The sequence below is a fragment of the Weissella viridescens genome, assembly GCF_003862435.1.
GTDB lineage: Bacteria > Bacillota > Bacilli > Lactobacillales > Lactobacillaceae > Weissella > Weissella viridescens_A.
Genome location: NZ_RHGY01000001.1, coordinates 23,497 through 44,947, shown reverse-complemented (window position 1 = coordinate 44,947; position 21,451 = coordinate 23,497). Strand labels below are relative to the sequence as shown.

The window sequence follows — 21,451 nt, the reverse complement described above, 5'->3', positions numbered from 1 at the left end:
AATAGCAAGAACGGGGGTGTCTTGTCAACCTAGTTTTGGTAAAGCATGCCTAATTCGGCTAAGTGCTTTTTGGCATCAGCTAATTGCTCGGGTTGATCGTACTTTAACGTATGCATGTGGAGTCCACTCGTCAACGACGATAATAACGCACCTTGGCTGGTGTGGTATTGATTCAAGAAGTGTTCAACCGTCTCGCGTGAGTCCAGGGCTAATTCACCCTTGAGTAGCCCATAAAGAGGATGCTCTACTTGAACGTCTTGCACCGTGACACCCGCATCAACTAATGCCATCAATTCGGCTTCCATTTGTTCGGCATCATGTTGTACCACAACGATTTGACTGTATGCATAGCCCGGCTGGTAGCGATATCCTTGTGTGGTTGAGACGATTTCTTCACCGGTTGCACGCAACAAGGCAATATCTCCCACGATTGTTTGACGTGATACCCCAAATTTTTTGGCAAATGTATTCGCGCTTATGGGCGCCTCTGCTGCAATTAATTCAGTTTTAATGGCTTGTTGCCTTTCAACACCTAGCATTGTATTTCCTCTTTTCGCTTTTACAAAATAACGTACAGCGTGCGATAAAAATCATAATTCAATTCATCAGCAATTCGCTATCATCATTCATTATATTAAAACCAAGACAAACTTAAAACAAAATTGCTATAAACCGCCTAACTATCGCAAAAATCAACATTGATTATTTGCGTCATTCCCGTATAATAAAGACAATTATTAAAAAGGAGGCCACCATGGCGAACGAACAACAACACGACACCATTCTCGTATTGGATTTTGGTTCACAATACAACCAACTGATTTCACGACGCATTCGTGAATTGGGTGTGTATTCAGAACTTAAGCCACATACTTTGACTGCGGAACAAATCAAAGAAATTAATCCTAAGGGAATTATTTTCTCTGGTGGACCGAACTCAGTTTACGCTGAAGATGCCTTCACCATCGATCCTGAGATTTTCAATCTCGGACTACCTATTCTAGGGGTATGTTATGGTATGCAATTAATGGCCCACATGCTTCCAGGTGGTAAAGTTATTGCTGCGGACAACACTGCTGAATATGGTGAAACAACCATTAAGGTAACTGATCCTGAGACTTTGCTCTTTGCCAATACACCTGAGGAACAAACCGTTTTGATGTCACACGGTGACAAAATCGAAGCAATTCCTGATGGCTTTACCGTTGCCGCAACTTCTGAGCAAACACCATTTGCAGCTATGGAAGACCGCGAGCACAACTTCTACGGAGTTCAATTCCACCCTGAAGTGCGCCAAACTGAAAACGGGATGAAGATTCTTGAAAACTTCATCGAAAATGCTGTTCATGCTAATCGTAACTGGTCAATGGACGACTTTATCGAAGAACAAGTCCAAGCTATCCGTGAAAAGGTCGGCGACAAGAAGGTGCTTCTAGGTCTATCAGGTGGGGTTGACTCATCTGTTGTCGGTGTTTTGTTGCAACGTGCCATTGGTGACCAATTAGTTTCAATCTTCGTTGATCACGGTTTGCTCCGTAAGAATGAAGCAAACGAAGTGATGGAAGCCCTTGGGGGTAAGTTCGGCCTTAACATCATTAAGGTTGACGCTCAAGATCGTTTCCTAGACAAGCTTTCAGGCGTTTCTGACCCTGAAGACAAGCGTAAGATTATCGGTAACGAATTCATCGAAGTCTTCGACGAAGAAGCTACCAAGCTTGATGGTATTGATTTCTTGGCGCAAGGTACTTTGTACACTGACGTTATTGAATCTGGTACTGATACAGCGCAAACAATCAAGTCACACCACAACGTGGGTGGTTTGCCAGAAGACATGCAATTCCAACTTATCGAACCATTGAACACACTCTTCAAGGATGAAGTGCGTGAACTTGGTGAAAAGCTTGGTATCCCACATGAACTTGTTTGGCGTCAACCATTCCCAGGTCCTGGACTTGGTATTCGTGTCCTTGGTGACATCACAGAAGACAAGTTAGAAATTGTCCGTGAATCTGATGCCATCTTGCGCGAAGAAGTTGCTAAGCATGGTCTTGAAGACGAAATTTGGCAATACTTCACGGTGCTAACTGGCGTTCGTTCAGTTGGTGTCATGGGTGATATTCGTACTTACGATTACACCATTGCTATCCGTGCCATCACATCTGTTGATGGTATGACTGCTGAATTTGCACGCATTCCATGGGACATCTTGAATGAGATTTCTCGTCGAATCGTCAACGAAGTCGACCACATTAACCGCGTCGTCTACGATATTACAGCTAAGCCACCAGCAACTGTTGAGTGGGAATAATCATAAACAAAAAGCGCAAGGTCAATGACCCTGCGCTTTTTATTATATAAATGTAGTTTACTTTTTATTGTATACTTTCTATACTCCTAAATAAGGAGAATTTATATCTATGGTAAATCCTAAAAAAATCGTGGCACAAAGCAACCTCATTTCTGAACTCGAGAAAATGAAAACAGAAATGATTACATTAGATTACCCTGTATCTGGTTTTTTAACCCCTAAAACCACTAAATATAGCGGTTTTGGGTATATTCCAAAATCACAGCCCTATCCCACTAATTCACACGGACAGCCACTCTCGCTTCTAGCACAAATTAACTTTGATGAGATGCCCAATTTAGAAAATTATCCCACTACGGGGATTTTAGGTTTCTATATTGACTGCTTTGATGAAAATCGCGGTTATGATGAATATAACCCAGCGGACCGCTCTGGATTCAAAGTCGTTTATTTTGAAAATACCGATGAGCCCTACCATAATACCACCGAAGTGAATGCACTTTTTGATCAATATGACGATGATGAACAGTATCCCATTTCTGATGGTGAAATAAAATTATCGGGTACATTAACGCCAGATGCCTTCCCTTTTAATGCAATCGAATTTGAAAATTACTTTGGTATGGATTTTGAGAGTTTTCTGTACGAAAAATTCGATACTGCCTCATCCGAGGTTGGAGATTACTTATACCAGCGTTACGCACCCAGCAGATTAAAAATTGGTGGATACCCCTTCTTTACACAAGAAGATTCCCGGGCCAAATCATCGCCTTATAACAAATTATTGCTACAAATTGTGTCTGATGTTTATAACATAACGTGGCAAGATGACGTTTTAGTCCACTTTTTTATCACGGAAGAGGATCTAAAACAACGGAACTTCGATAATGTCAGCTATGATTGGGATATTTATTAAATTAGCCCACATACATTGATTTGTCACTTTGATATTGAAAACAACCTAAATCTTGGAAATCGAACGTATGAACTAAACCAATTTAGCTGTATCTAATTCTTCTGAGTATCTCACAACAGTATCAATTCCGATTGTTGCTAATCCGTAATTAATAAAAACACAAAAAAACTGTTCCCGAAAAATCGGAAACAGTTTTTATTTTATATGAGGTTAAATCTTACCACCAACCATTAGCTTGACGGAATGAGATGGCGTTTGAAACTGAACCGTAACGTGAAGTTGCGTAGTTAACCATACCCTTAGTTTGTTGTGCAACTGAACCAGTTCCCCAACCTTCCTTAGTTTGACCTAATCCACGGTAACCGTTTGGTGAAACGGCGTTAGGGTTTCCACCTGATTCTGGGCGAACGATTGTGTTCCACATTGCATCAGTTCCACCATTGGCGATGAATTGTGCGTAAGTTGAACCTGAAGCGGCTGGAGCAGCAGCTTGTTGTGCAGGTGCAGCAACTTGCTTAGGAGCAGCAGCTTGTACAGGTGCTTGTTGTGCAGGTGCAGCTTGTACGGCTGGAGCAGCAGCTTGTTGTACAGGAGCTTGTGCAGGTGCAGCAGCAACAGCAGTTGCTTGTCCTTCAGTTTCAAGAACATCACCAGCATAGATCATGTGGATGTTCTTGATATCGTTGATTGATGCCAAGCTATCAACAGTTGTGTTGTGAGCTTGTGCGATTGAAGCAAGTGTATCACCTGACTTAACAGTAACTTGATCAGCAGAAGCAATTCCAGTAGCACCCAATAATCCGGCAGCAGCAGCAGTTGTCATAATAATTGTTTGTTTGATATTCATCGAAATAAATCTCCTCTGTGTTTTGAATGTTTATAATTTATATTTTAGTTTTTGTTGGTCGCTCTTAACGACAAGGAATACTATACCGTGATTAAAGCCCTGTAGAATATCATACATATAACGTTTCGTTACAAATGTTGCGTAGTTACGACATATAAATCAGGTAAAACGTTTCAAAACCTGTTCAGATGTACCTTTCACATCTGTAATATAAATCAAGGAATTTGGCTAAAAAAAAACAAATCATTTTTAAAAAAGATTTGTTCGGGGGTATATTCGACTATTTTTACAGTTTTAATTACAACAACGCAACAGCGTTACGTTACAAACCGACTGTTTTCTTAACTTATTTCGTCTATTTTGGCCTTATTTGGCTAAAAAGTTATGATGATGATCAAAAAACAGCATTATCTGCTTAAATCCAGATATGAAGTTTCTGCCTTTATATAGAAGAAAGTTATCTTTTTGACAAATTATGGTGCACATCACCATCCTCCATCCAACAATTGGGCTATTTTTTCATTGCGAGATGTTTTTGTTCATGCGCATTCAACCATTCTTTCATAGGAAGTCCGCCGCGATATCCTGAGCCACGATTGTTTTTAGCCACCACACGATGACACGGTACAGCAATTAAAGCTGGATTTTTGCCCACCGCATTTCCGACTGCTTGGGCTGCCTGTGGTCTTCCAATTTGATTTGCTAGATCCTGATAGGTAATCAACGTACCATACGGGACATTTCGCAATGCTGTCCACACCGCTTCTTGAAATGGTGTCCCCGAAATATCAAGTCGAACAGATGCTAAATCTTTGTTTCCATCTATATAATGTTTCATTTGCTGCATAACAGTCTTATTCTTCTGTTCATCGGCGACCAAGGTAGCCGTTGGATAGAAGTTTACCAGTTCATCGAGGCCGGCATTTGGCGAACCGACAAAGGCCAGGCCGACATCGGTAGAAGCTATCACATAATTATGGTCCAAATAGTCAACTTGGTTATAGTACACTTTCTTTGTCATTTTCAAACTTCTTTCCTTAATTTAGTGCGTTAAAAAACTCGATTTGAATACATATCCATTATAATATAGTACAATTTCAGTAAAGCATAACGTGAAAGGAAACCGATTATGGCACGTAAACCAAATTCACCCTATAACTTTAAAAATACTGATGTCGCTGTTGATAATGGCAGCTTAATTCAGATTGGGAAAAACATGGGTATTAATGTAGCTCGAACTGATATTAGTGATTTCACAGCTGAAAAGCGTGATGTGAAGCAAATTATGGATGTCCGAAACACATTGCTTGTGAAGGAGCTACTGCAAACGAAGCGAGAACGCATGTCGGCTTCAGACTTCGCTTTCTTCCGTGGTACGGTTGATATTATGAATTATGATTTGGACAAGCATCCAAATAGTAATATTCACGTCTTAATCGGTGGTGATGCTCACTTAGGTAATTTTGGATTCTATGGTTCTCCAGAGGGTCAATTACTCTTTGATATGAATGATTTTGATGAATCACGCATCGGTTTTTGGGAATATGACCTTAAGCGTTTCCTTGTAAGCTGTCTGCTTGTGGCTAAACAACAAAAGCTTGATATGAAGAAAGTCAATAAGTTCCTAATCAAGGTCGTTGATACGTATCGCGATACGTTGATTCACATGTCAGAGCTACCTGCTCTTCAAAAGTTTTATTTGCCAAGTACACTTGATAACCTTACCCAAATTTTCGGTAAGTTGGAAGAATCTTCGGAAAGTTTTGAAGAATCCTTTGATAAGCTAGTGCAAAAGAGTGTCAAAAAGGCTTTGCGCAGCGATTCTGATTATGCCGTTAAAAAATATACTGAAATTCGTGATGACGGAACTCGTCGCTTTATTGAAAATGCGCCCGTTACCATTCACATTGATCCAACTGATTACCAACACCTAACCGATGGTTATCTGAACTACCGTAACAATGCGCGGAGTGATGTACGTCTCTTCTTGGAAGATTTTCATATCATTGATGTTGTGCGTCATAGTGTTGGTGTAGGGAGCGTTGGAACACTTTGTTACTTGATGCTCCTTGAGGACGCCGATAACAATCATTTGGTGCTTCAAATCAAACAGGCACTCCCAATCTATCAAGACTCTAATATTTATCGTAGCCATCATCATACGCAAGGAGAAAACATCGTTGATAGCCAGTTAATTCTACAAAGTGCTTCTGATACTTTCTTAGGTTTTTTTGATACTGATGAACATAGCTTTTATGTCCGACAATTCAAGGATATGAAGGGATCAATTAAACTTGAAAAGCTCGACTGGTCATCTTATCAAGATTACATTTTGATTTGTGTCATCTTGCTCGCACGTGCCCACAGCCAATCACCAACTTTCCCAATGATTATTGGCTACTTACAAAGTCACGATTGGATGAGCCAATCGTTCGTTGATTTTGCTAATAATTACCTCCAACAAGTTGAATACGATTATGAAACGTTTACTGAGGAATAAATTATGAAAGATATTTATGCAGGCCAATTCTACAATCGAGATTTGAGTTGGTTACTTTTCAATCGTCGAGTGATTAATTTATCGACAAATCCCGATACACCATTGCTCGAACGGTTGAACTTTCTAGCAATCGGATCAAATAATTTGGATGAGTTCTATAACGTCCGCATCCCCAGCATTGAAGACCAAATTAGCTTAGGCCGTGATGGGATTGATCCAAAGTCGGGTCTGACCCCACAAGAATTGTTGACGCAAATCCACGTCCGTAATAGTAAAAATATTTCACAGCAGTATGATAGTTTGTATCAAATTCTGTCCATTTTTAATGAGCATAAATTATTTAGTTTAAATCCTTATGATCAATTAAGCGATGAGGAGCAAGCTGATGCTAATCACTACTTCCACCAACGTATCTTGCCGTTCTTAAATGTGGTTACCTATGATAAATTGCATAGTCGTCCTGAAATTAAAGATGGTACATTAATTATTGGTGTCCATTTAGCTGATACAGATCTCAATGCAATTCGTTTGATCCCGATTCCACCAAAGCTCAGCCGTTTAGTTCGTCTCCAACATACTGAACTTGACCAGTTTATTCTCATTGAAGATCTCATTCGCCATAACTTTGCAGAAATTTTCCCAGACCATGAAGTCACCGAAGCATTAACCTTCCGTATTACACGTGATAAAGATGTCGACATGGAAATTGATATGGATGATGAAAATTCTGAAGGCACCATTGCGAACATGGAACGTTATTTGGCAGCCCGTGAACGTGGTAATACTACCCGAATTGAAATCGAAGCGCATGAATCGAGTCCACAAGACCACTTGTTCCAACAATTGGTAAAACTCACGCACGTTCGTGAGACTGGGATTTACAACATTCCCGGGCCACTTGATTTGACGTTCTTGTTCCAATTCGCCAAGATTTATGGAAAAAAGCATCCTGAATTAACTTACGCCCCATTTACGGGACGTGAATGGACGCAAAATAAGCCTATGCTTGATTACCTCAATCATCACGACTTACTCTTACAGTACCCTTATGATCACTTCGATCAATTCCTAACTTTCCTTCAAGAGGCCGTGAATGATCCGCATACCGTAACCATTAAGCAAACGATTTATCGTGTTGCAGATAATTCAAAGGTTGTTGAATTATTGAAGGAAGCAGCGGCAAAGGGAATCCACGTTTCAGTCATTGTTGAGCTACGTGCCCGTTTTGACGAAGAACATAACCTCGACATCGTTGAAGAACTAGAAGATGCTGGATGTTTCGTCTACTTCGGTAAGGAACACATGAAGGTTCACAGTAAAACGTGTTTAGTTTTGAAGAATGATAGTGAGCATCCTACGGGTTACGTACACATTGGTACGGGTAACTATAATGAAAAGACGGCTGGTCAATTCGTTGATTTGAACCTCTTCTCAAGTAACCCCGCCTATGTCAAAGATCTAGCACGATTCTTCAATTATCTTGAAACAGATGATGCCCAACCACCTCATTACGAAACAGTGGCGGCATCCCCTCACCGCATTGAAGATATGGTGATCCAAAACATTAAACATGTTACAGAACGTTACCAAGCTACTGGTCAAGGACACGTCTTCTTAAAGACAAATGCCTTAACCGATCAAGAAGTGATTGAAGCGATTTACGACGCTGCTAAAGTCGGTGTGCCATTCCGCATCATTGTTCGTGGAGCTTGTTGTTTGAAACTTGGTGTTTGTGGGGATAAGGAAGATATTACCGTTACAAGTATTATTGGAGAATTGCTTGAGCATAACCGCATCTATGCCTTCTTCTCAGATGAAGAGCCAAGTTTGTGGATTTCGTCAGCCGATTTAATGACGCGCAACATGGATAACCGTGTAGAATTAGCGGCACCAATTTTGGACACCACAATTCGCCAACAATTGTTGAACATCATTGAAATTTATAGCCAAGACGACGTCGACGGATCCTTCTTGAACCTTGATGGTCGTTACTTCAAGCACGATGTTCCAAGTGGTAAATCCGCACAACAAACGTTTATTCGTGAGATTACTGATGAACATTCACCTGTGAATGCCCCTGTTCCACGTGAAACAATGTCAGCTGCTGTGTCACACACATCGGTAACTGAACAACTACAGCATGCTCGCATTTTAAACATTGTCCTAGCTGTGCTAGTTCTACTCTTGATCCTATTGCTTATTTTCAAATAAATTAAACGAGCCGGCTCTACCGGTTTCTTTTGCAAAATTTGCGCACTTAAAAACCCACATGTCCATGGACATGTGGGCTTTTTTATAGCTATGTTATGATAAAAATTTGGTAAGCCAGTCTGCACCATAAACCAGGGCTGCACTGTAGGCAATAATCGTCGCTGGCTTACATAGTAAGATGATTAACGTAAACTCACGCCAACTCATCTTCGTGAGACTCGTTAGTAGTACCAGGGCATCGTCAGGGGCCGCAGGCGCTAAGATAAGTAGGGAAAAGGTAATGTGCCAGCCCTTACCATCAAGTTTATCCATATACTTATCAAGGGTCTTTTCATTCACAAAAATATCAATGATTTTATGACCATAGCGTCGGCCTAATCCAAATAGCATCAATGAGCCGACTACAATCCCGACATAGTTATAGACAAAGCCCCAAAGCGGGCCAAAAATCACAACCCCTGCTGCTAGTGAAATCCCTCCAGGAATAATGGGAATCACCACTTGAATGATTTGAATGATCACAAAGACAATGGGTGCCCAGATACCACAACTTTCTACCAAATGTCTCAATACCTTTGGATCCGTGAAAGCACCAATACGGTAGAGCCAAATGGCAAGAATGACCATGATGATCAACCCAGCATATGAAATATAATTAACAATTTTACGCTTTGTTTTTAAGGTCATCCACTCGCCTCCATTGTTTATTTGAGTATCATCATTTAAGCTTTAAATAATCATAAAAGAACATACTTTGTGAAATTAGACCTAACATATTGGCATATATTTGTTAGAATATAAGGACTAGGAGAAATGATATATGTACAATGAAGACGGTAAAACCGTAGAATTAACAAGTATTCAAAGTATTACATTCTTATTGGCCGGTCTACTATTAAACGCGATTGGAAACGGACTAACCGTTGCTACAAACATGGGGTCAGCTCCATGGACCGCAGCCGCTGCCAATTTAGCGAACGTCACCAATTTACCCATCGACATCTTTTTGTTTGGCTTTGGCTTCATCGCTGCCGTTGCTGTTATCTTTATTCTACATGATTTTGATGCAGGGCGTTTCTTTAGAAATTTGGCCTTTGTCTTCATCTTCAGTGTGGTGATTGGTGCAACTGCAGCCGGATTCAAGTATATGGGCATTGGACACCTACACTATTGGCCTCGCTTGATCCTTGATATCGTGGGTATCACAATGATTGGAATGGGTATCTCAATTACACAACGTTTGGCAAAGTTCCTTCATCCACTAGATGATTTAACCAACGTGACCCGTTTCAAGTACTTCCATGGCAATGTTGTTGTGGCACAAACGATTAATTTCGCTGTCCCAATGACCATTTCATTGTTAATTTGGCTCTTCACGCATAAGTTGGTGGCCATTAACATTGGAACGTTGTTCTCATTCTTCTGCCAAGGCTTTGTGATTTCACGTGCCGATAAGTGGTTAATCCCACATCTTGTCCACCGCAAAGAATTGTAATCAAGTTGTTGAATCCGTTTAACGATGGATTCTTTTTTATTGCTTAAAGGAGTGACACATGAAAACATATGCGATTTATGGAAATAAAAATGAAGGGCTTTACACTGAACCTTGGTCCAAGGTTCAACCCCTCACCCAAACAAAACCTGCCCCAAAGTTTAAAGGCTTTGCGACTAAGCAAGAAGCACAAGCCTGGCTAGACGCCCAACGTCAGACTAATCGGCAATATGATACAGCCTACGATGGTGCTTTCAAAGCAGATCCCAGCCGTTTCTACATTTTCACCGATGGTGGTAACCGTAATACCGGTAATCATGCTGGTGGTCATGTTAAAGACACCGATAAAGCGGCGTGGGCAATTGCCATCTATGCCGGCGCTGATTTAAAGAACGCTGTCTATACAGATGCAAAAGGCTATTTTGGACGTACCAACAACGAAATGGAACTACTCGCCTTAATTAATGCCCTCTTACAAGCGCAAAGAACCGAAACACCCGTCACGATTGTCAGTGACTCAAAGTACGTCTTAGATGGGGTTACCAACTGGATGTACAACTGGCAAGCCAGCGGTTGGAAGAAACAAAGCGGCGAAATTGCCAATTTAACGGCTTGGCAACAAATTTACGAATTGGTCCAACAACTAGGTGATCGTTTAGCGTTTATCTGGGTAAAAGGCCATGCTACCAGTCAGGGTAACATCCTGGTGGACCAATTACTAAACGATGCTATGGATGCCCTCTAAACTTGCAATACAGTCCCGTCTTTAGGCGGGACTTTTTATTTTGAATAGATTGTGAATAAACATACAGGTGTCTTGGCGGATATCCCGTGATGTTTGTTCGACTTTTTAAGAGGCGAACAAAAAACTAAGCGAGCTTAACTTTTGGGCGCTATCGCTTGTGAAATGCAGATCATGATGGTGCAAAAAAAGGCCCCGATCGCAATGGACCGGGGTCTAATCGTATTTTTTTAACCAATCATAATTTCTTCAGTTGGATATTCGTGATGCATAGGTTGTTGGTGAATGTTCAAAACTGAGAACATGACCGTATAAATTCCAACACGACCGATAAACATAACGAACATGATAATAATTTTACCAAAGAGCGTTAAGTGTGGTGTGAGGCCGAGTGAGAATCCTGCCGTTGAGAACGCGGCAATCACTTCAAAGGTAATGTACTCAATCCCAAACCCGTGTGGAATCGTTTCCGTTTGCGTCAAAACTAATGAAGCTAACAACACGAAACCGATTGAGACAACGGCTAACATCAACGCTTTAATCACGTTCTTTTGGCTAATTTGACGATCACGGAAGTTCACATGGTCTTCACCACGCAATGTTGCAACTGATTGCAACCATAGAATTCCCAAAGTGGTCGTCTTAATTCCACCAGATGTTGATCCAGGCGTTCCACCAATGAACATAAGAATCATCAAGATAATCAATCCACCCGTCGAGATTGTCGACATTGGAATAACTTCAAATCCGGCCGTACGTGGCACGATTGATAGGAACAAGGTATCCAGAATACGATTACCCAGATTAACGCCTGTCAAATGGCTCAAACACCGTTCTGTAATCATAAATCCAATAAATCCGAACAGAATCAACCAGCCTGAGGTGACCAAAGAAAGCCGTGTATGCAAACTCAAACGGCGGTGATGCTTTCCGTATGATAAGAGGTCACGCCAAACTAAGAATCCCAGCGATCCAGCTAGAATCAACAACATCCATACAATTAGAACGTACGGATCATTTTTGAACATGGATACTGGTTGCGCGAAGAATGTGAACCCCGCATTTCCAAATGCGGAAATTGAGTGCGCAATACTAAAATAAATCCCTTTCCCCACCCCAAACCTTGGAATAAAGTCAAAAGAGAGGAGCACAGCTCCGACGATTTGAATAATTGCAGATAGCGAGAACACATACGTCAGCATAACTTTAACATCAGCTAAGTTTCGTAGGTTCAAGGCATCTTGCATGAGCAAGCGCGCTTTTAAATCAATTTTTTGACGCGTGATGGTCAGCAAGAGCACGGTGAAGGTCATGAACCCTAGCGCCCCCACTTCAATCATGACCAGAATCACGATTTGGCCGAAATAGGACCAAGTATGGGCGGTGTTCAGGGTTGTCAGTCCGGTGATGGCTGTCGCTGACACAGCGGTGAACAAAGCATCAATAAATGACACGCTCACACCCTGTTTGTGAGCCATTGGCGTCATCAGTAAGAGTGCCCCAGTGGCAATAATGACCAAAAATCCGAATGTTAGAATTTGAGGTGGTGCAAGTTTATCAATAAATTTTTTCATGGTTAAGTTACTCCCTACTTCCTCATTCATTATACCGAAGTTTTCCCAAAGTTATACACACGATTTGGGGAAAACTTGTGGAAAAGTAAATTCTTGTGGTTTACCCTGTGGAAATCTTGTTGATAAATAGCCGAGTTATACCCCAGACCCGTTCAAAGATGGGGATAATTCAGCTGTGGATAAGTCGTAGAAAACTCTTGTACTTTGCAAAATGCCCGCAGTATCAGCTTTGAATTCTATTGATTAGCTTAAAACTAACATAATTTGTGTATAAATCTATTTTCTTAGAAAAATAACGATGTATGTTCGGATTTAGGTTGATTGTATGTCATTTTTCATAATGCATTTCTGTTTTAAACAACGATAACCGAACGTTCACTGAAGAATGATGATCCATTTTTGGTGTTAGCTTCTGCCTAGCAAATTTATGCTGTGGATAACTGTTAATAAGTGGCAAAATTGTTGGCAACTCTTTAAATTATGGTAAGCTATAAGTACGTATTTAATCACTTTTCACCCGTTTATCCACAGAATTCAAAACAATTGTGCATAACTCATTTAGATACACACAGGCGAACGCGATAAACGTTGACATATAAACATTTATTGCACTTTATGACAATCGTTTGTTCGTGTGGAAAAAGTGTTTAAATCACAATTATTAACAAGTTATCCACATTTATTAACAAAGCAAAAAAAGTATAAAAATTTTTATAAGACGAGGTCCTACATGAATATTAAAATTGTATGCGTTGGAAAGTTAAAAGAGAAATATTTGAAAGCGGGTATCGATGAATACGCCAAACGCTTACAAAAGTTCGGAAAATTTGAAATCGTAGAAGTTCCAGACGAAAAAGCGCCCGAACAATTGTCGCAGGCACAAATGGATCAAGTTATGGAAAAAGAAGGGGAACGTATCTTGAGCAAAATCAAGGATCGCGAGTATGTCTTTGCCTTAGCCATTCTCGGTAAGGAACGTACGAGTGAAGGCCTTGCTGCTGAAATCGCCGATTTGGCCGTTCATGGGACCTCTGACATCACATTTGTCATCGGTGGGTCACTTGGACTAGCCCCCGCTGTCTTGAAGCGTGCGAACACGCAAATTAGTTTTGGGCGTTTCACACTTCCGCACCAGTTGATGCGTTTGGTACTGACTGAACAAATTTATCGTGCCTTCATGATTAATGAAGGATCACCCTATCATAAGTAAAAAAATCCACAGCTGCTATAAATGCAGTTGTGGATTTTTTTGAACGATTAGAGCGTCATATTCTTAATTTACAGTCAATATTTAACAACCGAATCAGTAAAACTATATAAATCCCCTGTGCCAACGAACTGATGATTACAATTTTCTGCATTACAACCAATAGAGTTATTGCGCTATATGTAATTATCATCTGCTCTAAGTTGCTTAATTTTTGTAGAAAACGGTGCACCTTTCCATGTAATGTGGCAAACAGTACGAATACCATTAATCACCTGTGCATCGAAATAACCGATTACACCAGATAATTGACAATTTCAATTAGGTAAAATCAAAAATTTCATTCCATTTCTAGAATCATTAATCCCTTTATATGAAGTTTCGTATAGATTAAAGCCAGTTTTTCGATTCCATATTATTTACCTAATGAAAAATTATTGCTCTTAGCCTTAAAAACAACATTTTTATCCTTGACGGATTTTTAGACTCGACTGATATCAATGATTCCATCTATTTAAATCACCAATACATACACCTATTCAACTGCCACTTTAAATTCCTCTATCTCATCCATAGCCCCCTTGGCCATTTCATCGGCTCCGATGCTCTTTAACAAATTTAAATTAACGTGTACTTGTTTAGTATCTCCATCAATTACTGCCAAACGAATTCGACATAACAATAGCAAATCATACCTAGAAGTATTTTTAGACTGTTCAATTGCAAGATTTAAATAGTGTCTAGCTACATCAGCTTTTTTATTTAGCATTAATAAATAACTATAGTTTATCAAAAACGAATTTTTAAGACGTTGAAGTTCAGGATAATTTTCATCAATCATGTTTAGTGCTCGTACAACAATATTATCAACTGTATCAATATCAAAGTAATAAAGAATTCCATTCACTATGTACAAATCTAACTCCGTCCAAGTATCTATTTTCTCGAAATAGTCCCAAATCGGACGAACGCGTTCCTTCAATTCATCGAAATCAGAATGATAATAATTTTCATATGTATCAAAAAGGACAAACATTGCCTGAGCGGTAGGGTTTTTTGTTTTCTCATATACCTTTAAAGCAAGTTGCTTGATTTCCTGGATTGAGGTAAATGAAGCCGTTGTATCAGACCAAGTTGAAAACAATAGCTCTAATTTATATAAACTAGTTTCAGGATGATAAAGCCGTTCAAAGTCAGACAAGCTAATTCCAAGATTCGCAATTAACATACTTGCGTTATCAAAACTTGATTGTTGTGTACCATTTTCAATCCTCGAAATTGTGGATCTTGAGATATTGTCAGTAACCAAATCTATTTGTTTAATATTCCTATCTAGTCGAATTTTTCTAATTAATTCACCAAAATTCATAATAATCCCTTCATGTGCACTTATGATACATTTGCATTCAACCAAGACATTTGGTGTTACCTTCTAACTACGATGTAATTTAGGTAAAACACAGGAGGATACAGCGATGCAAGGTTATATACCAAGTCTAATGACAACAATTCTAATTTGGGTTCACGCAGGCTAAATCACCAAATTTCACTCTTATTATACCTCTTATTAATAAGAAAATGTGCAAAAATGAAGCAAAAAATAAAATATAAAAAAGAATTGTTAGTATTTAATTAGAAACAAGCAAGCGACGGCCGTTTAACACATCGAAAAATGCCTATTAAATGACACCTCAAAAAACTTATTTCATTATTTCAAAGACTGCCAATTTTTAATTTGGTGAAAGGAGGTACTTATCATGAAGATCAAAGAAGTTAAAGAAGTTCAAGAAAAGAAAATGACACGTGGTGAAGGTGGTAACTAATTGCAGCTCTAGTAACCACACAATGAGCAATCAAAATTTTTTATTCACCGTTGATTGCTCATTGTATACATAAAAAGGAGAATTTATATCTATGAAATACGTCAAACCTAAAGTAAAGCCTATGTTAGCCCCCTTCATTAATGAAGATGCAAGCGGAATTCGAGTCGGAGGGTGGCAAGCAAATATTTCTAGAGATATCATCGTAGACGACGCACATGAATTTTACACACTATTAAGATACTTAGATGGTACACATGGTTTATCTGACATTGAAGAAACCTTCAAACTATCCGAAACTGAACTATTAGACTTATTGAATATCCTACAACAGCAAGGAATTATTTTTGAAAACGAAGCCACCGATTTTAGCTCAGAGGAAATTGAATACTATTCCCGTGCACTAAATTTTTATGAATGGTTAGACACAGAAGGACTTTATTATAATTATTGGGATGTTCAACGAAAATTGAAAAATGCCAAAATCCTAGTTCTCGGTTGTGGCGGGACTGGAAGTCACGCCGCTGTCAATCTTGCTAGACTAGGAATTGGAAACATTGTCTTATCTGATTTCGATAATGTTGAATTATCTAACTTAAATAGACAAGAGTTTACATATGCCGATGTTGGAAAGAAAAAGGCACCAACTCTAATGCGACATTTATTAGACATTAATCCTTTCATTACTGTATCTTCTAAAGAAGCCCAGATAGAATCTGCACAAGATATTCTAGATCTAGGAACAGATTTCGATCTTGTCATATCTTGCATAGATAAACCCACTAATGTAAGCGAATTTTTTACTGAATATACCAAAAAAACTAAAATCCCTTGGGTTTTAGGTAACTATGCAAGCACTGTGGTCACTGAGGGAATATTTAACGAAAGTGGCATTTCTTTTAAGGAAATAATTGATCATGACAAAAGTGAAAGCTACGTAGCTAAAACAATATCTGAATCTGACGATTGGCCTTTAGAAAACGCAATTGTATCACCTGTTGCAACAATTTCTGGAAGTTTCTCCGCTCTATATGCAATGTACTACTTAACCTCAATTAAACGACTCGAGTTCAACATCATTCAAAACATTGACTTATACAATGTTCAAGATTTGGCCAATTTTAGTTATATTGTTGGAGAAAACAAATATGACATTGCTAAAGTAGTCCATTAGGAGGAAATATTATGATTAGTGAGTTACTTATTCAGCTGCCCAGAGGAACTCGCAAAGTTAGCTTTTTGCATATTTGGGAACATAGTGTTGTTCGATCTCTTGAAGCAAATTTAAAAAAAGAAGGCTTAGATATCGATGGTATTGTCATAAGTGCAAAAACCTTCATAGATTCGGCAACGATTGAGTTGTACTATTTAGATTCTCAGAAAACAGCTGACCTAATTAGAATCTCCAAAAAATCTGTATCTAACATTCCCATAGATTTTGTAACAGAGGAACTCACACGATTAAAAGATGAAGTTTCATATATTGACATGGATGAAGAAACCAGGTTTCAATACGAAGGATTTATCCAGTCTGAACACGCAAATATCATGGAGCTTTATGACTATGAATATATTAGCAAGGTTGAAATACAAAGATTACTAACCAATGCAAAAAATGATATTCGCTATGGTTTGGTGAATAGTGATGGCACAAAGATTCTAAGTAGTAACCCCATAGATCAAAAAGACAATTACTTAATGTCATCCTTCCATCGAAATGATCAATTTATAAATTTTGACTTTATTATTTCAATCAGTACCCTAAAGGAGTATTTAGAGACATACTTACTTTCCTTTATTATTGGAATGACCGATGAAAGTATTTTACAAGAAACTTATCTAAAAGATCATGATAAATATCTAGGTTACTCATTCCATATCATGTTTGGTAATGATGTCCATATTGGTGGTAATATTGATTCCCAAAATGTTCCAAAAATCAACCTTCATCAACTATTTAAAGTCGATGATATTAAGAACATGTCTGATGGACAGTTCACCAAAAGCTTAAACTCATGCTTGATGTTCCTTGAACTATTCAAAAGCAGCTACGATTTTGGTAAAGATGCTTTACGTTTTTTACCACAAGACACACAAATCAGCCCACTTACAATAGATCAAACAATGCACAGCATTACTAAAAAAGATATTATAGCAATGTATCAGAATTTAATAGGTACTATTAATGTTAACAACATATAAAAATTTTAAAGATGTCTTTATTGGTCGACTCATCTCAAACTGTGGTGATTCTATATACCTCTTAGTTATTTCGTGGTACATATTAGAAGTAACTCACAGTACTGTTTTAGTCGGTGTTTTTAATGCCCTCATCTTCTTACCGAACATGTTCTCTTTCCTATTTGGACAATTTATTGATCGTGCCAACAAGAAGAAACTCCTCATTTATCTCGAATTGATTCAGCTGAGTGCCGTACTTTTTATTATTATTGGAATGTATTTACACCATCATTTTGAAATAGTTTCCCTTATAATAATCTTCCTTGGAGTATTCATCGCTGCTACTGCTGCAACAAATACTTACACCGTTCAAGATGCCCTAATCCCATCATTAGTCGAAAAGAAAGATTTACCTCGTACAGGAATTTACATGTCTTTCGCATATAATGGTACTGATTACGCATTTACATCTATATCCGGTATTCTTTTATCAATAATGTCATCCATGTCATTAATGTTTGTTGATGTTTTAACTTTTATTGCGTCAATTTTCTTCTTCTCTAAAATCGATGATAACGTTATAAAACCAACAGTTACTGACAAAAATAATGCATTAGTCAAACCAGATATTTTTTCAGGATTTAAGGTGATTTTTCATAACAATGCATTACTAGCATTTACATTAAGCATGTCCTTTTCAAATTTTCTCTTTGGTGGATTTAATGTATATACTTTAATTATTGGTCGAAATTTCGGTGGATCTGCATTTTATGGCATACTACTAGGTGCTACTTCAATCGGAACACTTATCGGGAGTACACTATTTGCAAGTTTAATCTTAAAGTATATTCCAGTTGGAAAAATCCTTTGGTCTTCTGCCTTAATTTTTGGAGTAACACTTATTCCAGTTATATTTATCTCAAATAAATATGTTTTTTTGTTACTTTGGATTTTTTCATTCGTATTTCTCGGTATAAATCAAGTCGTGCAAACCCCAATTTTACAAGCCAAAATTCCACATGAACAACTCGGTAAGGTATTAAGTGCTAAGTCAACCATCAGCATTTCTACCTTATCAATCGGATCATTAGCATTTGGATTTTTCGCTAAATATGTTGGATGGCAAGCATTTATGTTTATGTTTGGTTTGGGATATATTTTCATTGCAGTTGTTTTTTTCTCTGTCAAAGAATTACGCAGTTTTAAAATAAGCTAAATTAAAAAACCGGAAGCCCCACAACGGAGCTTCCGGTTTTTCACTATTAATTTTTAGCTTTACGCTTTTGCCAGACGGTATAACCGACGAGCATCAAAGCAAAGTAGATAATTGTTGCAATCACAGAAATCTGTGTTGATTTGTTGAACACCATGACCACCAAGACAGCGACGAAGAATAAGATCGTGGCATAACTTGAAAGTGGGAAAAATGGCATTTTGTATGATGACTTAGCACTATCCTTGCTCTTACGGTACTTAATGTGCGTAACCATAATAATGATCCAAACAAAGATAAAGCTCATCGTGGCAACTCCCGTAATTAAGACGAAAATCTTAGATGGGAAGAAGAAATTCAAGATAACCACAGCCAAGAAAATTCCAGCTGAGGCCAGCATGCCGTTCACGGGAACGTCTTGCTTTGATAGCTTGGCAAACATCTTTGGCGCTTGCTTGTTCTCACCCAAGATGTACAGAGTTCGTGACGTTGAGAAGATGGCTGAGTTAGCTGCTGACATCGCTGAAGTCAAAACAACGAAGTTAACGAAGTCCGCTGCTGCAGGCAAACCAATTCCGGCAAAGACTTGCACAAATGGTGATTGGCTTGGGTTCAATTGGTTCCATGGGAAGATTGACATGATAACAATCATTGACCCAACGTAAAATAACGCAATTCGGACGGGCACGGCGTGAATGGCCTTTGGTAGGTCAACTTCAGGGTGCTTTGTTTCACCAGCTGTTAGCCCCACCATTTCAATTCCTGTAAAAGCGAAAATAACCATTGGAAAGGCCATGATGAATCCGCCCCAACCAGTTGCAAAGAATCCGCCGTGATTGACTAAGTTACTAAATGATGCCGTGGTGCCATGTGTTTTGAAACCAGTCGCAATCATCCAAAGCCCCACCACAATCAGTGCCAGAATCGCGAAAATCTTCACACTGGCAAAGGCCGATTCGAGCTCTCCGAACAATCCAACGTTAATCAGATTGGCCAGGATTAGGATTCCCACCACAATCAGTGGCGTCACCCATTGTGGTAGTTGCGGGAACCAAAACCGCATGTATATTCCGGTCGCGGTTAAGTCCGCCATCGCCAGACTGGCCCAACTCAACCAATATGCCCATCCAATCGCGAATTCCCATCGTTCCCCGAGATACTCACGCACGAAGTCAATGAATGACCGTAATTTTGTATTTGATAATAGTAGTTCCCCGACTGCTCGCATCATCAAGTAGGCAAAGAAACCAGTTACAGCATACGCCAGAATTAGCGCTGGCCCCGCCGTCCGAATCGCCTCTCCTGATCCTAAGAACAGTCCGGTTCCAATTGCCCCACCTATGGCAATCATCTGCACGTGGCGGGATGTTAAGCCGCGTGATAACTCACGCTTGTCTTCTTGTTGCTCCATCATAATACCTCCGTATGCATAAGGACAAAAAAAGCCCCTATGCCAAATTTTGAATTTGACATAGGGACGTTAAATAACGCGGTTCCACCCTATTTCTCAACCTAGGTTGAGCAACTTAATTCCGAGATTATTGTCTTGATCTCCCAAAGTTCCACTTAGTCCTTTAATTTGCTCTTTTCCACCGTCCGAGCTCTCTGCTTGTTGCTTTAAATTAAATTCCGACTAATCCGCTTTGTTCACTGACTATTCACAATAAAAATTTATATTATCAGCAAAACATGACAAAGTCAATACAGCTTACTTTGTCTTATCCAATGCCTCATCCAACTTTTGGACGTCGCTATGCTTTCCGATAACCGTGATAATGTCCCCGATTTGTACGGTTGTGTCGACTTCTGGGGATATCGTAATATCGCCCTGTGACTTAATTGAAACCACTGTCAAACCATATTTTCCTTGAATATCTAATTCAGCAATGGTTTGATTTGAGAACTTCAAATTAGCCACCTTAATTTCAGCAAAGGCCGTTGCATCCCCTAAATCAACGAAACTCAACACGTTTGGTGAAATCAACTGTTCCGCCAAGCGTTGTGCCATTTCTGTTTCGGGTCGAACAACTTGATCAGCACCAACCTTATCAAGCACACGCGCATGCAACTTGTTTTCGGCTTTGGCGATGACATTATGCACGCCCAAATCCTTAAGCAGAATGGTCGTCAAAATTGAAGCCTGCTGATTGTGCCCAATACATACCACCACGTGATCAAAACTCGTCAAATCTAATTCAACAAGTGCTTCTTCTTCTTGCGCGTCAGCAATCACGGCGTGTGTTGCGACTTCCATGTAGTCCTCAACTCGCTCAGGATCTTTATCAATCGCTAATACTTCTTGATTGGCATTAATCAATGCTTCCAGTAGCGAACTTCCGAAACGTCCCAAGCCAATAATGGCATATGTCTGTTGCATAGCTTTCTCCTTAACCTTCATTTACGTTATCTTATTTTAACACCAACCTGGTTTGAAAAACGC

General features: G+C 39.2%; 18 protein-coding genes. 10 read left to right on the top strand and 8 right to left on the bottom strand.

From position 1 onward, the window contains the following. Window positions 1-29: 29 nt before the first annotated feature. On the bottom strand, window positions 30-539 hold the full coding sequence (locus D3P96_RS00195; protein ID WP_124942426.1) for a transcription repressor NadR: 510 nt from the start codon (window positions 537-539) through the stop codon (window positions 30-32). A gap of 215 nt (window positions 540-754) precedes the next feature. Between D3P96_RS00195 and guaA the strand changes: the two genes are divergently transcribed. Beyond that, entirely contained in the window at window positions 755-2,308 is a 1,554-nt protein-coding gene (gene guaA / locus D3P96_RS00190) for a glutamine-hydrolyzing GMP synthase (protein WP_124942425.1), read from the top strand. A 109-nt stretch (window positions 2,309-2,417) separates the two neighbouring features. Then, a complete protein-coding gene (locus D3P96_RS00185) occupies window positions 2,418-3,224 on the top strand; it encodes a YwqG family protein (protein ID WP_124942424.1) in 807 nt (268 codons plus the stop codon). A 217-nt stretch (window positions 3,225-3,441) separates the two neighbouring features. On the opposite strand, the gene D3P96_RS00180 is transcribed toward D3P96_RS00185, so the two are convergent. Together D3P96_RS00180 and D3P96_RS00175 are read right to left on the bottom strand one after the other, a co-directional pair. Next, window positions 3,442-4,071 carry a LysM peptidoglycan-binding domain-containing protein gene (locus D3P96_RS00180; RefSeq protein WP_124942423.1) on the bottom strand — a complete coding sequence of 210 codons (630 nt, stop codon included), beginning with the start codon at window positions 4,069-4,071 and terminating at the stop codon, window positions 3,442-3,444. Between the two features lie 511 nt (window positions 4,072-4,582). After that, entirely contained in the window at window positions 4,583-5,092 is a 510-nt protein-coding gene (locus D3P96_RS00175) for a methylated-DNA--[protein]-cysteine S-methyltransferase (protein ID WP_124942422.1), read from the bottom strand. A 108-nt stretch (window positions 5,093-5,200) separates the two neighbouring features. Between D3P96_RS00175 and D3P96_RS00170 the strand changes: the two genes are divergently transcribed. Together D3P96_RS00170 and ppk1 are read left to right on the top strand one after the other, a co-directional pair. Continuing rightward, entirely contained in the window at window positions 5,201-6,571 is a 1,371-nt protein-coding gene (locus D3P96_RS00170; protein ID WP_124942421.1) for a DUF2252 domain-containing protein, read from the top strand. A 3-nt stretch (window positions 6,572-6,574) separates the two neighbouring features. Continuing rightward, window positions 6,575-8,782 carry a polyphosphate kinase 1 gene (gene ppk1 / locus D3P96_RS00165; RefSeq protein ID WP_124942420.1) on the top strand — a complete coding sequence of 736 codons (2,208 nt, stop codon included), beginning with the start codon at window positions 6,575-6,577 and terminating at the stop codon, window positions 8,780-8,782. A gap of 93 nt (window positions 8,783-8,875) precedes the next feature. Here ppk1 and D3P96_RS00160 read toward each other — a convergent pair whose 3' ends face one another. Then, window positions 8,876-9,469 (bottom strand): TVP38/TMEM64 family protein, encoded by a 594-nt coding sequence (locus D3P96_RS00160; RefSeq protein ID WP_124942419.1) that lies wholly within the window; start codon window positions 9,467-9,469, stop codon window positions 8,876-8,878. Window positions 9,470-9,602: 133 nt separating this feature from the next. Here D3P96_RS00160 and D3P96_RS00155 point away from each other — a divergent pair, with 133 nt between their 5' ends. Both D3P96_RS00155 and D3P96_RS00150 read left to right on the top strand, forming a co-directional pair. Next, window positions 9,603-10,277, top strand: a complete 675-nt coding sequence (locus tag D3P96_RS00155) for a hypothetical protein (protein ID WP_124942418.1) — start codon at window positions 9,603-9,605, stop codon at window positions 10,275-10,277. A 58-nt stretch (window positions 10,278-10,335) separates the two neighbouring features. Continuing rightward, window positions 10,336-11,019 (top strand): viroplasmin family protein, encoded by a 684-nt coding sequence (locus tag D3P96_RS00150; RefSeq protein ID WP_124942417.1) that lies wholly within the window; start codon window positions 10,336-10,338, stop codon window positions 11,017-11,019. A gap of 227 nt (window positions 11,020-11,246) precedes the next feature. Here D3P96_RS00150 and D3P96_RS00145 read toward each other — a convergent pair whose 3' ends face one another. Next, complete coding sequence (locus tag D3P96_RS00145; RefSeq protein WP_124942416.1) at window positions 11,247-12,590, bottom strand: TrkH family potassium uptake protein; 1,344 nt, start codon at window positions 12,588-12,590, stop codon at window positions 11,247-11,249. A 730-nt stretch (window positions 12,591-13,320) separates the two neighbouring features. On the opposite strand from D3P96_RS00145, the gene rlmH reads away from it, so the two are divergent. Beyond that, window positions 13,321-13,800, top strand: coding sequence for a 23S rRNA (pseudouridine(1915)-N(3))-methyltransferase RlmH (gene rlmH, locus D3P96_RS00140; protein ID WP_124942415.1), 480 nt, complete (start codon window positions 13,321-13,323; stop codon window positions 13,798-13,800). Window positions 13,801-14,332: 532 nt separating this feature from the next. On the opposite strand, the gene D3P96_RS00135 is transcribed toward rlmH, so the two are convergent. After that, complete coding sequence (locus D3P96_RS00135) at window positions 14,333-15,166, bottom strand: helix-turn-helix domain-containing protein (protein WP_124942414.1); 834 nt, start codon at window positions 15,164-15,166, stop codon at window positions 14,333-14,335. Between the two features lie 545 nt (window positions 15,167-15,711). On the opposite strand from D3P96_RS00135, the gene D3P96_RS00130 reads away from it, so the two are divergent. From D3P96_RS00130 to D3P96_RS00120, 3 genes are read left to right on the top strand one after another with little or no spacing between them, the layout of a single operon-like run. Beyond that, window positions 15,712-16,791 carry a HesA/MoeB/ThiF family protein gene (locus D3P96_RS00130; protein WP_124942413.1) on the top strand — a complete coding sequence of 360 codons (1,080 nt, stop codon included), beginning with the start codon at window positions 15,712-15,714 and terminating at the stop codon, window positions 16,789-16,791. A gap of 11 nt (window positions 16,792-16,802) precedes the next feature. After that, entirely contained in the window at window positions 16,803-17,819 is a 1,017-nt protein-coding gene (locus D3P96_RS00125; protein WP_124942412.1) for a hypothetical protein, read from the top strand. Next, a complete protein-coding gene (locus D3P96_RS00120) occupies window positions 17,803-19,014 on the top strand; it encodes an MFS transporter (protein ID WP_124942411.1) in 1,212 nt (403 codons plus the stop codon). The genes D3P96_RS00125 and D3P96_RS00120 overlap by 17 nt, the downstream gene beginning before the upstream one ends. 46 nt (window positions 19,015-19,060) lie before the next feature. Here D3P96_RS00120 and D3P96_RS00115 read toward each other — a convergent pair whose 3' ends face one another. Together D3P96_RS00115 and D3P96_RS00110 are read right to left on the bottom strand one after the other, a co-directional pair. After that, window positions 19,061-20,422 carry an amino acid permease gene (locus D3P96_RS00115; protein ID WP_124942819.1) on the bottom strand — a complete coding sequence of 454 codons (1,362 nt, stop codon included), beginning with the start codon at window positions 20,420-20,422 and terminating at the stop codon, window positions 19,061-19,063. A gap of 297 nt (window positions 20,423-20,719) precedes the next feature. After that, window positions 20,720-21,388 (bottom strand): potassium channel family protein, encoded by a 669-nt coding sequence (locus tag D3P96_RS00110; RefSeq protein WP_124942410.1) that lies wholly within the window; start codon window positions 21,386-21,388, stop codon window positions 20,720-20,722. Window positions 21,389-21,451 lie beyond the last annotated feature (63 nt).